Genomic DNA, 14,320 nt, shown 5'->3' with positions numbered 1-14,320 from the left:
GCGTCGTACCCGAGTCCTTACGCGCGCATCACTTGCTCGAACTGACGAGATGCAAGGGGTGGGCCCGACGCGATCGAGCGGAGCCGCCACACCGACGAGGTGGCGCGGGCGGCGGAACAGACGTCCAGTGCAACAAGGTTTACCAGTAGAAAATCGGGACCGGATTTCAACGGCGTGACATACGCGTTTCGTCATTTTGCGAGGGTTTTACACAAACGTAACGCCAGGAATTGACGCTCCGCGGAGAACTGCGGATACCGTTAGGGAACGGCATTCACTACGGGTAAACTCTTGGAGGAGAAACCGATGACACTGCTCAGCCAGCCGGTGGCGGACAGAACGGCCTCGGCAGTCAGTTTGAAGGAGCGCGCCCTGGCAGACGGAGTGCGGTTCATCCTGGCCCTGTTCGTGGACATGAACGGAAAGCCCTGCGCCAAACTCGTGCCGGTCTCGGCGGCCGACGAGCTCGAGGCGGGCGAGCTCGGCTTCGCCGGGTTCGCCGCAGGCCTCGTCGGCCAGCACCCGCAGGATCCCGACCTGATCGCGATCCCGGATCTCAGCTCGTACACCCCGGTCCCGTTCATTCGCGAGGGGCTCGCGATCGTCCACTGCGATCCGCACGTGAACGGCGAGCCCTGGCCCTTCGCGCCACGCGTCATCCTCAAGACGGCACTTGCGGCGCTCGCCGAGCGCGGACTCACGAGCAAGGTCGGCGCGGAGGTCGAGTACTTCCTGCTCGACAAGGATGAGGACGGGCGGCTCGTCACGGCCGATCGCCGCGACGGCGAGCGGGCGTGCTACGACGCTCGGGGCCTCACCCGTATGTACGAGCATCTCACCGCGATCAGCGACGCCATGAATGCGCTCGGCTGGTCCAACTACGCCAACGATCACGAGGATGCCTCGGGCCAGTTCGAGCAGAACTTCGCCTACGCCGATGCGCTCGTCACGGCTGATCGCGTGATCATGCTGCGCTACTTCATCAACGTCCTCGCCGAGCAGCGGGGGATGACCGCCACGTTCATGCCGAAGCCGTTCACAGACCGCACCGGCAGCGGGCTGCACCTTCATCTGTCGCTGTGGCAGGACGAGCGTCCCGTGTTCCCGGATGAGGGGGACGCGCGCGGCCTCGGTCTGTCGGATACCGCCTACTCGTTCGTCGCCGGAGTGCTCGACCACGCCGCCGGCCTGCAGCTCTTCCTCGCCCCGAGCGTCAACTCCTACAAGCGGCGTGGAGCGACCACCAGCGCCTCGGGCGCCACCTGGTCGCCTCGGCGCGCCTCCTACGGCGGCAACGATCGTACCCACCTCATCCGCGTCCCCGACGGCAACCGTGTGGAGCTGCGAGCGGGCGACGGAGCGGCGAATCCATACCTCGCCGTCGCGACGACGCTCTTCGCCGGCATCGACGGTCTCGATCGCGGGGCAGACCCGGGTGACCCGTGCGCTCCCGGCGAATTCCGGGAGGACTCGGCGGAGCTTCCGCGCACGCTGCTGCACGCCGTGGAGGCGTTCCGCGGCGACGATGTCCTGCGCGATGCGATCCACGGAGGCCGCGGCGTCGGCACCTACTTCGCCGACGCGAAGGAAGACGAGTTTCTGCGGTGGCACAACACCGTCAGCGACTGGGAGATCGACCACTACCTCACCGCGTACTGAGACGCGGAGAAGACGACAGGAGGACCACCATGTGCGGTATCGCTGCGTTGCAGATCCGCAACCCGGAGCTGCGAGACAGCCTGGGGCGGCTGATGTACGGCATGCTGTGCGAGATCGTCGACCGGGGGCCGGACTCCGCGGGACTGGCGTTGTACGGCTCGGAACGGTTGACGCCGTCCGGGACCGCGACCGTGACAGTGCTCGACACGGGACTCGAGGCCGACGCGTTCGCGGAGCGCCTTGCGCGGGAGCTGCCCGAGGGGAGCGACGTCGTGGTGACCGACTACGCCGAGTCGTCTCTCGTGAATGCGAAGGTCGAGCCTGCCGTCCTCGAGGCCGCGGTCGCGCGGGTGCTGCCCGAGGGGCACGTCATCGGGCGCGGGGAGCACGTCGCCGTCCTGAAGGGCGTGGGCCACCCCGTCGAACTGGCTGAGGCATACCGGCTGACCTCCGCCGGCGGAGTGCAGGGCCTCTCGCACACGCGGATGGCCACGGAGTCTGCCGTCACCGCGAGCGGGGCCCACCCGTTCACCGTCTCGGAGGACCTCTGTCTCGTGCACAACGGGTCCTTCAGCAACCACGCCACGATCCGCCGCATGCTGCGGCGCGAGGGCGTCGAGTTCGACAGCGAGAACGACTCCGAGGTCGCTGCCCGGTACATCGCGTGGCGGATGTCGCAGGGCGACGATCTGAAGAGCGCCCTCGAGAACCTCGGCGAGGTGTTCGATGGCTTCTACACGCTCGTGGTGACCACGGCAGACGGAATGGCCGTCGTGCGCGACCCCATCGCGTGCAAGCCGGCCATCATCGCCGTCACCGACGATTGGGTCGCGATGGCATCCGAATACCGGGCGCTCGCCGAGCTGCCCGGCATCGAGGACGCGCGCATCTTCGAGCCCACCCCCGGCGTCGTCTACACCTGGCACGTCGACGGTTCCGTCGCGGAAGGAGCGACCCGATGACCGCTGTGACCCCCACCGCCGGGACCCACGTCGAGACGACCGTCGTCGATCTCCGAACCACCTCAGTCCGTGACCTGAACCAGCGACTGCACGATGCGGAGCGCGGCACGTCCTGGCTCGTGGAGCACCCGGCCGGCCAGCACAACATCGCTGCAGGAGTGGACCGCGAGATCGAGATCACCGTCGAGGGCAACGTCGGATACTACTTCGCGGGCATGCATCAGCGGGGCGCCGTCACCGTGCAGGGGAGCGCAGGCGTCGGCCTCGCCGAGAACATCATGTCGGGCGTCGTCCGGGTGACGGGCGATGCGTCGCAGGCGACCGGTGCCACGGGGCACGGAGGGCTCATCGTCGTCGACGGCAATACGGGTGCCCGCTGCGGCATCTCGATGAAGGGCGTCGACATCGTCGTGGGCGGCAGCATCGGTCATGCCTCCGCATTCATGGCGCAGGCAGGACGCCTGGTGGTCTGCGGCGACGCAGGCGACGCGCTGGGCGATTCGATCTACGAGGCGCGCATCTATGTGCGTGGCGAGGTCGCCTCCCTGGGTGCGGACTGCGTCGAGAAGGAGATGCGCCCCGAGCACCTCGCCGAGCTCGCCGAGTTGCTGCGCCGCGCCGGCCGCGCCGAGTCCGCCGCGGAATTCCGACGGTACGGGTCGGCGCGCAAGCTCTATCACTTCACCGTCGACAACGCCGGCGCGTACTGAGCCGGAAGGGAACACCATGACTATCGACCTTGCCGCTCTGGGTTTGCGCGAATCGGCCACGTTCGATCGCGCCACGATCCACGACATCCAGCGCGCCGCTGCCACCGGCGTCTACGACATCCGCGGATGGGGGGCCAAGCGCCCACTCCCGCACTTCGACGACCTGCTCTTCCTCGGTGCGAGCATGTCCCGCTATCCGCTCGAGGGATACCGCGAGAAGTGCGGCACGGACGTCACGCTCGGCACGCGCCACGCGAAGAATCCGCTTCACCTCGACATCCCCGTGACCATCGCCGGAATGAGCTTCGGTGCCCTGTCGGCCAACGCGAAGGAGGCGCTCGGCCGTGGCGCCAGCGCGGTCGGCACATCGACCACGACCGGCGACGGCGGCATGACGCCCGAGGAGCGCGACCAGTCGAGGAGCCTCGTCTACCAATACCTGCCCTCTCGCTACGGGATGAACCCCGACGACCTGCGCAAGGCGGACGCCATCGAGGTCGTGCTCGGCCAGGGTGCGAAGCCCGGCGGGGGCGGAATGCTCCTGGGCCAGAAGATCACCGCCCGCGTTGCCGGCATGCGCACGCTGCCGGTGGGTATCGACCAGCGCTCCGCGAGCCGGCACCCCGACTGGACGGGCCCGGACGACCTGACGGTGAAGATCGCCGAGTTGCGTGAGATCACCGACTGGCGCGTGCCGATCTACGTCAAGATCGGCGCCTCGCGCCCGTTCTACGACACCGCCCTCGCTGTGAAGGCCGGGGCGGATGTCGTGGTCGTCGACGGCATGCAGGGCGGCACCGCGGCGACGCAGCAGGTCTTCATCGAGCATGTCGGAATCCCGACCCTCGCCGCGATCGGGCCCGCGGTCGCGGCGCTGCAGGAGCTCGGCGTGCACCGAAGCGGGGTGCAGCTGATCGTGTCGGGCGGCATCCGCACCGGCGCCGACGTCGCGAAGGCCATGGCGCTCGGCGCCGACGCCGTCGCGATCGGCACCGCGGCACTGATCGCCCTGGGCGATAATGATCCGCGCTACGGGGAGGAGTACGCCGCGCTCGGGTCGGCGGCCGGCTTCTACGACGACTTCCAAGATGGCCGCGACCCTGCTGGCATCTCCACCCAGGACCCCGAGCTGTCGTCCCGGCTCGACCCGGTTCTCGCGGGTCGCCGCCTCGCGAACTATTTGCGTGTCCTGACGCTGGAGGCGCAGACGATCGCGCGGGCGTGCGGGAAGTCGCATCTGCGGAACCTCGAGCCCGAGGATCTCGTCGCGCTCACGGTCGAGGCCGCCGCGATGGCCGGGGTGCCATTGGCCGGCACGTCCTGGATCCCGGGAAGAGCGTGAGCGCGGCGGCGCGGCCGAAGATACCGCCGTCATGGGATGTCGTCACGCCCGCCTCCGTCGTCGCCGAGCCGTGGGCGAACGGGATGGGCGTCACCCGCGTCCTCGCGCGACGACTCGCGTGGCGCTTGAGCCTCGCGGAGATTCGTGGGCGCAGCGTGTTCTCGAACTTTCCGGGGGTGGATCGGTTGCTCGTGCTCGCCGGCGATCAGCCACTGACACTGATGATCGACAGCGTCCGGCACCGCCTGGTGCCGGGCGATGTCGTTCGATTCCCGGGAGAGGCGCGGGTCATACCCGCCCCCATGAGCGCCGGGGCGCTCGTCGTGAACCTCATGACGCCGCGCGCGTTCTCCCGCGGCGACGCTGAGACCGTCCGCTTCTCTGGATCCTTTCGCGTCGCCGCCGACGACCCGCGCCCGGTGGTCGTTCTCTCGGGGTACCCGGCTCTGGCGGGTGCTCGCCTGCCCGTCGGAGCCGCGCTGCTGCCCTCCGTCACCGATCGCGATCTCGAAGGCGACGCTGTCATCGCGCGCCTCAGCATTCATCCCCTCACCCACTCGACGACCATCTGAGCCCCGGAGAGATCATGTCCGCATCGTCCGTCATCGTGATCGGAGCCGGACTCGCCGGCGCCGCCGCCGCCTGGCAGTTGGCGCGACGCGGGCACGACGTCGTCGTGCTCGAGCGCACCGAACCCGCGAACCATTGGGGCAGCTCCCACGGCTCCGCGCGGATCTTCCGATACGCGTACCCCGACGCGCTGTACACCCGCCTCGTCGTCGAGGCGAGGCGCGGATGGGACGAGCTGGAGCGGGAGGGCGCGATGCCACTGATATCGGCCGTCGGCGCGGTGGATCACGGCGACAGGCGCGATCCGGTGCGGCTCGCGCGCGTTCTCGCCGACCAGGGAGTCGCGCACGAGTTGCTCAGTGCGGCCGAGGCGACCGACCGCTGGGGCGGTATCGCGTTCGACGGGGCCGTGCTGTGGCACGACGAGGCCGGCGTCATCGACGCGGAGGGGGCGGTGAACACGATGCTGCGCCTGGCGGTGGCGGCAGGCGCGACCGTGCGCACCGGGTGGCCGGTCGCGGCGGTCTCCCCCCGTGGAGCCGGGTACATGGCCGTTTCGAGCACGGGCGATGTCGTGGAGGCCGAGCAGGTCGTCGTGGCGGCGGGCGGGTGGCTGCCCGACCTGCTGGGGGGTCTGGGCATCGGTGCGGAACGCCTCGCCGCGTTCCCCTCCCTCGAGGTTCGGCAGGAGCAGGCCTTCCACTTCCCGTACCGCGACTCCGCAGATGTCTGGCCGACCATCATCCACAAGTCCGCGCCCATACAGGTGTATGCACTGCCGGGCGGCCGCGATGCGGAGTTTCGAGGACAGAAGGTGGCGGAGTACAACGGCGGGCACGCGATCCGCTCAGCAGCGTGGCACGACCGTGCGATAGATCCCGTCCGAAGGGAGCGGGTCGTCGCGTACGTGCGCGAGAACCTGCCGGGCCTCGTCCCCGAACCGTACGCCGAGACCACGTGCCTGTTCACGAACACCGCGGGCGAGGACTTCGTGATCGATCGCATCGACGGGATCACGATCCTCTCGCCCTGTTCGGGCCACGGCGCGAAGTTCGCACCCCTGCTGGGCGAGTACGTCGCACGCCTGGTCGAAGGTGACGGCGACGTCCCGGACCGCTTCCGCCCACTGACCGCGGGAGTGCGCGCGTGAGCGTCGCGGGCATGCTCGCCGAGATCGCACACATCGGCGCGGATCCGCGCGGCGGCTACTCGCGGCCCGGTTACGGTCATGAGGACAGGGAGCTGCGCGAGTGGTTCGGCGTCCACGCCGAGGCCCGCGGGCTGGAGGTGCATCGAGACGTCAACGGCATCGTCTGGGCGTGGTGGCGCCCCCGGGGCAGCGCTGGTCCGGCTGTCGTCACCGGCAGCCACCTCGACTCGGTGCCCGGTGGCGGCGGCTACGACGGACCGCTGGGCGTCGCATCCGCGCTCGCCGCGGTCGACCTGCTGCGGGAGCGCGGCGTGACGCCGTCGCGTCCGGTGGCGCTGGCGGTGTTCCCCGAGGAGGAGGGGTCCCGGTTCGGTCTCGCGTGCCTCGGCTCGCGCCTGATGGCGGGAGCCGTCGCACCCGAACGCGCGCTCGCGCTGAAAGACCGGGACGGCACCACGCTCGCGGAGGCGCTGATCCGTGACGGTCTCGATCCCCGTCATGTCGGCATGGATCGCGAGTCGCTCGACGGCATCGGGTGCTTCGTCGAGCTGCACGTCGAGCAGGGGCGCGGACTCATCGACCTGGGCCACCCGATCGCGATCGGGTCCTCGATACTCGGGCACGGGCGCTGGCGCATCACGGTCGACGGGCAGGGCAACCACGCCGGCACGACCCTCATGGCCGACCGCCGTGACCCGATGGTCGCGGCAGCGCGCATGGTCGTGGCGATCCGCGAGGCCGGGCGCGACGTGCCCGACGCGCGCGCGACCGTCGGACGGATCGAGCCGGTGCCGGGGGGGACGAACGTGATCGCCTCGAGGGTGTCCTTCTGGCTGGACGCACGTCATCCCGACGATGCCGTGACGGCGGCACTCGTCACCCGCATCCGCGACTCGGTCGAACTGATCGCGGCGGAGGAGGGATGCCGGGCCGACGTACGTGAGGAGTCGCTGAGCCCCACCGTCGACTTCGACCGCAGCCTGCGCGCGGAGTTGCGTGCCGCCCTGCCGGGCGCACCGGAGCTCGGCAGCGGGGCCGGCCACGACGCCGGCGTCATGGCCGGTGCGATCCCCACGGGCATGCTCTTCGTCCGCAATCCGACGGGCGTCTCCCACGCGCCCGAGGAGCGCGTCGAGGACGCCGACGCCGAGCTCGGCGCCGGCGCACTCGCGGACGTGCTCGCGTCGCTCACCGGCGCGGGCCCCTCCGCGTGATGGACGGATGACGGATCCCGCGAGCGTGCAGGGCGGCATCCTCGAGCCGATCATCGCCCAACAGGTGCGCCTATCGGGCGGAACTGGGCATCTCCGCGGCCGACCTCGCGGCCCGCACGGGGCTGTCGAAGGGCATGATCTCTCGCATCGAGTCGGCGACGACCTCGTGTTCCCTGACGACGCTCCAGCGCCTCGCAGAAGGGCTGCCGGTGCCGGTGACACGGTCAATGACGCTCCGCAGGAGACTAGGCGGCGCGAATCCGCACCGGCACAGATGAAGGACCGCGCGTCATGTTGTTGGGGGTCCAGGTCGGCTCCCCCGTAAGTTCGATCGTGGACACTTTTTGTGCGAGTGCGGTGAAGAGTGCGTGTCCCTCCATCGTCGTGAGGGTTCGGCCCGGACAGGCATGCACGCCGAAGTCGAATGCGAGATGATCCGTCGGGTTGCGTCGTACATCGAAGACGTCGGGATCGGCGTAGTGACGTTCGTCCCGGTTCGCGGCTCCGTACGAGTGGACGACGCGGGAATCGGCGGGGATCACGCAACCGTCGCCGAGATCGACGGCGCGCGTCGTGGCCCGTGAGAAGAACTGAATCGGCGATTCCATCCGTACACCCTCAGAAAAGGCGGAAGGCACCAGGGTCGGGTCGGAGTGCACCAGTTGCCACTGTTCGGGGTGGGTCGCGAGAAGCCACAGGGTGCTCGCCACCGCGTTGATGGTGGTGTCCAGCGAGGCGTTGAGGTAGCCGGCGAGGGTGATGGGGACGAACTCGCGGGGAAGTGCGCCGGATTCGGCTGCTTGGAAGATGATGCTTCCGAAGCTGCCAGGGGCGATGTTGTCCGCGTTCACCGTTTCCGACAGGAACTTCATCGCGGCGACGACGCGGTCCACGCCCTCGACCGTCCGGAGATTGCCTTCGGGACCCGCCGCGTTGAAGGCGCCTTCCGCCCATTCGAGCATCTCCCGCCGGCCTTCCTGGGGCCACCCCACCAGATCCATCACGATGTGGAGGGGCAGGTCGCGGGCGAAGTCCTGAACCCCATCGAACTCGCCCTTCTCCAAGAGGATGTCCACGAGTCGGTGAGCCCGTGCATCGATGTCGGGCAACGCGCTACGAAGGTGACGAGGGCGCAGTGCGTTGTCGAACACGGTTCGGGGAACGGAGTGCTCCGGGGGATCAGTGTTCAGTGCGGAGCCGTGCCAGGCGATGTTCGTCCCCGGGTTGAGTGCGATGCCTCCGAGATGCGCCGAGCTGAAGGACTCCCAGTCGGTCAGTGCGCCTTTCACGATGTCGTAGCGGGTGGTCAGCCACATGTCGTACTTCGTCAGATACGCGGCTGGGCCGATGTTCCGCAGGCGCTGGAAGATGGGGTAGGGGTCGCCGAGAACCTCGTCGGACCACAGATCGACATCTGTCTCGAATGCGGACTGTGCAGTTGTCAGCGTTGACATGATGCGCTCCTTTTTGTCTGCAACGGCCCGTCGCTTCGTGCCGTTGAGTCGATGGTCGACGGCACACCTCGATCACGACCCCGTAGAACTACGCGATGGCGCACAAGAGCCGGTCGCGGTTCGCCTGGCAAGTCCACATGCGGCGAAACGCGTAGTTCTACGCGGCCGGAAGGGGCCGTCGCCGACGAGACTGTTGGCGACGCTTCCTCAGCGCAGAAGCAGCGTCGAGATCGGACCCGAGGATCCGCTCTCTGCGTCGGATGCGCGGCAGGACTGTCACCGAAGACCGTCGCTTGGCGACTGTCGAACGGCCAAACGACGAAAGGCAGCCTCCCCATGACCTCCACCATCACCGCTGCGGTCACCCGCGACCTTCACAGCGACTTCGACATCGAGCAGCTGACGCTCGATGAACCCCGCGCTGGCGAGGTACAGGTGCGGATGGTGGCAACCGGGGTGTGCCATACCGATATGGCGGTCCGGGATGGCTGGATCCCGACGACGTTCCCCATCGTCCTCGGGCACGAGGGTGCCGGCGTGATCGAGCGTGTCGGCGAGGGAGTGACTCACCTGGAACCGGGCGATCACGTGGTGCTGACCGTCGCGAGCTGTGGAGTGTGCGTGGACTGCCTCACCGGCGACCCCTCCTTCTGCGCGAACTCCTATGTTCAGAACTTCGCGGGGGGCAGGGGCGACGGAACGACGTCGCTCACCGATGAGGCAGGCCGACAGGTCAACTCGCACTTCTTCGGCCAGTCTGCCTTCGCGTCGTTCGCGAACGTGCCGGTGCGCAGCGTGGTGAAGGTCCGCAAGGACGTCCCGCTCGAGACGCTCGCTCCGCTGGGCTGCGGCGTCCAGACGGGTGCGGGTGCGGTCCTGAACGTCTTGAAGCCGAGAATGGACGGTTCGCTGGTGGTGTTCGGCGCCGGCGCGGTGGGCATGTCGGCGATCCTGGCGGCGCGGGTAGCGCGGGTGCAGACGATCGTCGCGGTGGATATGGTCGACGCCCGCCTCGACCTCGCACGCGAGCTGGGCGCCACCCACACCGTGAATCCCCATCAGGGGGACGTCGCCGAAGCGCTCACCACGATCACCGGGTCCGGCGTGGACTACGCCATCGACACGACCGGGAACGCCGCAGTAGTGGATGGCATGATCCAGTCGCTCGGGCACAGGGGCCACGCCATCCTTCTCGCCGCCGCGAACCCCGAAGCCGAGACACGTGTGAACCTCGCGCTTGCCGTGGCGCAGGCCATCCGGGTGACGTCCGTCGTGGAAGGCGGGGCGATCCCGCAGCTCTTCATCCCGGGACTCATCGAACTGTACCTGGCAGGGGAGTTCCCGTTCGACAGACTCATCCGGAGGTATGCGTTCGCCGACATCGCGCAGGCCTTCGCCGACAGTGAGTCTGGCGCGGTCGTCAAGCCGGTTCTGACTTTCGACTGAACCGACATGGTCGGGCGGGCGTCCCAGATGCGGCTTCCACTCGGTTCCCTCCCCGTGCCCGCCACGTCCATGGTCGGACGGGCCGACTCCCTCAGGGAGGTCGTCAGAGCTCTACGCAAGGCGCCGCTCGTCACCTTGACCGGTCCCGGCGGCATCGGCAAGTCCCGTCTCGCGATCGCCGTCGCGGAAAGCGAGCGTGCTCAATACGGCGACGGTGTGTGGCACGTGGACTTGTCGAACGTGCCTGCCGGCGGTCCTATCGATGAGGCGATCTTGGAATCCCTCACCCGTGGGGACCACTCGATGACGCCGTCCGGCCGACGGCTGAACGACGTCGTGGCCGGCAAGAGGATGCTCCTGATACTGGACAACTGCGAGCATGTGAGCCGTCAAGCATCCGTCGTCACCTCGGACATGCTGGCCACCGCGCGTGGACTCAGCGTCCTGGCGACGAGCCGTATCGCGCTCGACAGCGTCGGCGAGCGGGTGGTCCAGGTGCCGCCCCTCGCCGTCCCCGATCCTGATCTGGTGGCGGATGCGGCCGAGGTGCGGGCCTTCGACGGGGTCCGGCTCCTCGTGGCCCGCGCTATGGCCGCCTCGCCGTCCTTCGACCTGGACCAGTCCAATTTCCGAGAGGTGGCCGCTGTCTGCTCCCGGCTCGAAGGATGGCCCCTCGCCATCGAGCTGGCCGCATCCCAGTTGCGCTCGCTAACGCCGGCGCAGCTTCTCGAGACGTTGGACGATCGTCTGGCGCTTCGTTCCAAGGACCCGGCGACGATCGCCCGTCATACATCTCTGCGGGCCGTGATCGGGTGGTCGTGGGAGCTCTGCGAGCCCGCGGCACGCACGCTCTGGCAGCGCGCCTCCCCCTTTGCAGATGGCTTCGACCTCGATGCGGCACGGCACGTGTGTTCTGATGAACGGCTGCCGAGCGAGGAGATATGGCGGGTACTGGACTCGCTCGTGTCCAACTCGATCCTCGTTGCAACGCGTGGACCCTCCTCGCTGCGCTTCCGCTTCTTGGAGACCGTTCGGCAGTTCGGGCGTGAACAACTCGATCTGTCTGCGGAGCGTCTGCACTACGACCGCCGGCACCGTGACTACTTCCGTTCGATGACGGCTGACGCTGCGCGAGCGTGGGACACCGCTGAACAAACCGCATCGATACGCAAGATCCGAGCGGAGAAGGCCAACATCACACGAGCTCTCGGTTGGAGCCTTGCGACCCCGGGAGAAGAGGAGGCAGGGCTCGAGATCGCCGCACATCTGCGGTATCACTGGGCGATCGACGGGTCGATCCGGGACGGAAGGAGGTGGCTCGAACGGGCTCTCGACGCCACGACGAGCGACGCTGGGATGAGGCCCACCGCCCTGTGGGTACTGGCCTGGGTCACGATCCTGCAGGGCGATGCCGGGGCCTGCTCGGCTGCACTCGACGAGGCCCGGGAGCTCGCGCTCGCAAGAGACGACCGGATCGCATCCACCCGAGCGCAGGTGCTTAGAGCCACCGCATCACTATGGGTGGGTGATGCCCAGGATGCTGTGACCAGCCTCAGGAGCGCCCTCGAATTCTTCCGTGGCGCGGGGGACGCGGGCGCGCTCCTGTTCACATCGATGATGCTCATTCTCGCCCTCGCGGAAGCGGGATCGGCCGAAGAGGCCGACTCCGTGGCGACGGAGGCCCTCAGCGTGAGCGGCCGCAGCGGCGAGTTGTGGGGGCGGGCCCAATCGCTGTGGGCGCTGGGGTACTGCCGTTGGCTCGCTGGGGATCTCGACGCCGCACATACGCTGGTCGAGAGTTCCTTGAACCTGCGGCTCGACTTCGATCAGACGGGAACGGCGTTGAAGCTCGAGACGCTGGTGTGGGTCGCGGCGTCCCGCCGCGAGTACGAGCGTGCGGCGACACTGTTGGGGGGCGTTCAACAGCTGTGGAAGCGGTTAGGCACATCCATCTCCGCGTTCGGCATACACTTCGCGCGACACGCGCACGAATGCGAAGAGGCACTGCGGCTGACGATGTCGGCGGCGAAGTTCGACTCGCGCGTTGCCGCGGGCCGGGCGTTGCATGTCGAAGAACTGATCGACTATGCGTTGGGCAAGGCGCTCGCGAACGGCGCCCCGGATGAAAGAAACCTCACGCCGCGGGAGAACGAAGTCTCCCGGCTCGTGGGCGAAGGGTTCAGTACCGTAGAGATCGCGGAGCGGCTCACTCTGTCGGTCCGTACGGTCGAAGGCCATCTGACTCACGCGCTCGCCAAACTCGGTTTCCGCTCCCGGACCCAGTTGGCGCTGTGGGCTGCGAAGAGGTCGGCCGCGAATCGCGGGATGTGACCGCCGTCGGCATACTCTCCGTGGACCGATCGTCTTCCTCGGCGCCCCTGATTCGGCTCTCGCACGTTTGTCAGCAGGGTGACAATCACGTAGTTCCACGGATGGGGAGACCCGCCCCAGCCGGGGACGATGAGTACAGGTCATCGAGGACCCACGGTCGAAGAAGCCCCGCGTGACAGGCCGGGCCGATGCTTCCGGCGCATCACGCGCTGCCAATGTCGGCAGCGTACGTGGACCACGGGCCCTCATTCTCAGGAAGGTAGACACGTGGCGGTCACACTCGCGAATCAGGAGCACGTTCACACGGATCTGGACATCTGGAGTGATGAGGTGCTCGCGAACCCATACCCGCACTACAGGGTGCTGCGCGATCTCGGTCCAGCCGCCTACATGACGAAGTACGACATGTGGATCATCACCCGGTTCGACGTGGTGAAATCCGCTCTCGCGGACTGGGCGACCTTCAGCTCCGCCCACATGGGGGGAGTGGCGCTGAGCGAGGACGGACGCGCCGCCTGGAGCGGTTCCGTCCTCGAATCCGACCCGCCCGAGCACACCAGCCGACGAAAAATCTTCGATGACACGCTCCGCCCGCGTTTCGTGCGCCATGCCCTCGGCGATCTGAAGCAGCGCTCCGAGGACGTGGTCGACGCTTTGCTTGCACGCGGGACCTTCGACGGGGTGCAGGACTTCGCCAAGGATCTCCCGCTGAACATCATCATGGACCTCGTGGGATGGCCCGCCAACGGACGGGAGCAGATGCTCGAATGGGCGGAGGGCGCCTTCAACGCGCTCGGTCCCGAAGGCAACCAGAGAATGATGGACTCCTTCCCCAAGCTGCAGGCGGGCATCGAGTACGTCAGGACACACGCGACCGAGGACAAGATGCCTGCCCAGAGCTTCGGCGGGGTCATGCACGCCGCAGCGGCCCGCGGCGACATCCCACGCGAAGTGGTTCCGATCGCGCTGACGGGAATTCTGCATGCGTCGCTGGACACCACCATCAACGCGATGAGCAGCCTGCTCATGCTGTTCGCTCAGAACGCGGACCAGTGGGACATCGTCAGGCAGGACACGTCGCTCGTCCCCAGCGCGTTCCTCGAGGGACTGCGTCTGGAGTCGCCTATTCAGTTCTTCTCGCGCGCGACGACGCGCGACGTCGACCTCGGCGAAGGAGTGGTGATCCCTGCGGATTCCCGGGTCGTGCATTCCTATGGGGCAGCGAACCGAGACGAACGTCACTACGCAGACCCCGACCGCTTCGACGTACGCCGCAATCCGACCGATCACCTCGCATTCGATCACGGTACGCACTCGTGCCCTGGGCGCACCCTGGCCACCATGGAGGCCCAGGCCCTTTTCACCGCGCTGGCAGAGCGCGTGGAGACGATCGAGCTCGTCGGCGAGCCGACGCGCGAACTCAACAACTCCACCCGTGGTTACGCCAGCATGCCCATCCGCATCCGCTAGCACGCGTGCACC

12 protein-coding genes are annotated in these 14,320 nt (G+C 67.9%); 11 read left to right on the top strand and 1 reads right to left on the bottom strand.

Annotation, left to right across the window (positions count from 1 at the left end; all coding sequences use genetic code 11):
- The first annotated feature begins 306 nt into the window (after positions 1 to 306).
- Genes glnT through ACIGCK_RS13065 form a run of 8 tightly spaced genes read left to right on the top strand, consistent with a single transcriptional unit; the run spans position 307 to position 7,885 of the window.
- Positions 307 to 1,659 (top strand): type III glutamate--ammonia ligase, encoded by a 1,353-nt coding sequence (glnT, locus tag ACIGCK_RS13100; protein WP_396666649.1) that lies wholly within the window; start codon positions 307 to 309, stop codon positions 1,657 to 1,659.
- 29 nt (positions 1,660 to 1,688) lie between these two features.
- Positions 1,689 to 2,621 carry a glutamine amidotransferase gene (locus ACIGCK_RS13095; RefSeq protein ID WP_396666647.1) on the top strand — a complete coding sequence of 311 codons (933 nt, stop codon included), beginning with the start codon at positions 1,689 to 1,691 and terminating at the stop codon, positions 2,619 to 2,621.
- Positions 2,618 to 3,331, top strand: coding sequence for a protein glxC (locus ACIGCK_RS13090; RefSeq protein ID WP_396666645.1), 714 nt, complete (start codon positions 2,618 to 2,620; stop codon positions 3,329 to 3,331). The genes ACIGCK_RS13095 and ACIGCK_RS13090 overlap by 4 nt, the downstream gene beginning before the upstream one ends.
- A gap of 16 nt (positions 3,332 to 3,347) precedes the next feature.
- Positions 3,348 to 4,673 carry an FMN-binding glutamate synthase family protein gene (locus ACIGCK_RS13085; RefSeq protein WP_396666643.1) on the top strand — a complete coding sequence of 442 codons (1,326 nt, stop codon included), beginning with the start codon at positions 3,348 to 3,350 and terminating at the stop codon, positions 4,671 to 4,673.
- Positions 4,670 to 5,245 carry a HutD family protein gene (locus ACIGCK_RS13080; protein WP_396666641.1) on the top strand — a complete coding sequence of 192 codons (576 nt, stop codon included), beginning with the start codon at positions 4,670 to 4,672 and terminating at the stop codon, positions 5,243 to 5,245. The genes ACIGCK_RS13085 and ACIGCK_RS13080 overlap by 4 nt, the downstream gene beginning before the upstream one ends.
- Before the next feature lie 14 nt (positions 5,246 to 5,259).
- The gene (locus tag ACIGCK_RS13075) at positions 5,260 to 6,393 is read left to right on the top strand and encodes an FAD-dependent oxidoreductase (RefSeq protein ID WP_396666639.1); all 1,134 of its coding nucleotides are present in this window, start codon (positions 5,260 to 5,262) and stop codon (positions 6,391 to 6,393) included.
- A gap of 11 nt (positions 6,394 to 6,404) precedes the next feature.
- Positions 6,405 to 7,607 carry an allantoate amidohydrolase gene (locus tag ACIGCK_RS13070; protein ID WP_396666753.1) on the top strand — a complete coding sequence of 401 codons (1,203 nt, stop codon included), beginning with the start codon at positions 6,405 to 6,407 and terminating at the stop codon, positions 7,605 to 7,607.
- Between the two features lie 14 nt (positions 7,608 to 7,621).
- The gene (locus tag ACIGCK_RS13065; RefSeq protein WP_396666751.1) at positions 7,622 to 7,885 is read left to right on the top strand and encodes a helix-turn-helix domain-containing protein; all 264 of its coding nucleotides are present in this window, start codon (positions 7,622 to 7,624) and stop codon (positions 7,883 to 7,885) included.
- On the opposite strand, the gene ACIGCK_RS13060 is transcribed toward ACIGCK_RS13065, so the two are convergent.
- Positions 7,853 to 9,061: a cytochrome P450 gene (locus ACIGCK_RS13060; protein ID WP_396666637.1), complete on the bottom strand. Its 1,209-nt coding sequence runs from the start codon at positions 9,059 to 9,061 to the stop codon at positions 7,853 to 7,855. The genes ACIGCK_RS13065 and ACIGCK_RS13060 overlap by 33 nt on opposite strands.
- 336 nt (positions 9,062 to 9,397) lie before the next feature.
- Here ACIGCK_RS13060 and ACIGCK_RS13055 point away from each other — a divergent pair, with 336 nt between their 5' ends.
- The 3 genes from ACIGCK_RS13055 (at position 9,398) to ACIGCK_RS13045 (ending at position 14,308) form a co-directional block, all read left to right on the top strand.
- Entirely contained in the window at positions 9,398 to 10,507 is a 1,110-nt protein-coding gene (locus ACIGCK_RS13055; protein ID WP_396666635.1) for an NAD(P)-dependent alcohol dehydrogenase, read from the top strand.
- A gap of 528 nt (positions 10,508 to 11,035) precedes the next feature.
- On the top strand, positions 11,036 to 12,838 hold the full coding sequence (locus ACIGCK_RS13050; protein ID WP_396666633.1) for an ATP-binding protein: 1,803 nt from the start codon (positions 11,036 to 11,038) through the stop codon (positions 12,836 to 12,838).
- 360 nt (positions 12,839 to 13,198) lie between these two features.
- Positions 13,199 to 14,308, top strand: a complete 1,110-nt coding sequence (locus ACIGCK_RS13045) for a cytochrome P450 (RefSeq protein WP_396666632.1) — start codon at positions 13,199 to 13,201, stop codon at positions 14,306 to 14,308.
- The last annotated feature ends 12 nt before the right edge of the window (positions 14,309 to 14,320 follow it).

Origin of the sequence: Microbacterium sp. NPDC078428, from assembly GCF_044542535.1 — a bacterium.
GTDB lineage: Bacteria > Actinomycetota > Actinomycetes > Actinomycetales > Microbacteriaceae > Microbacterium > Microbacterium limosum.
Note: the sequence above shows the minus strand (reverse complement) of the source record. Positions and strands in the feature narration are given on the sequence as shown.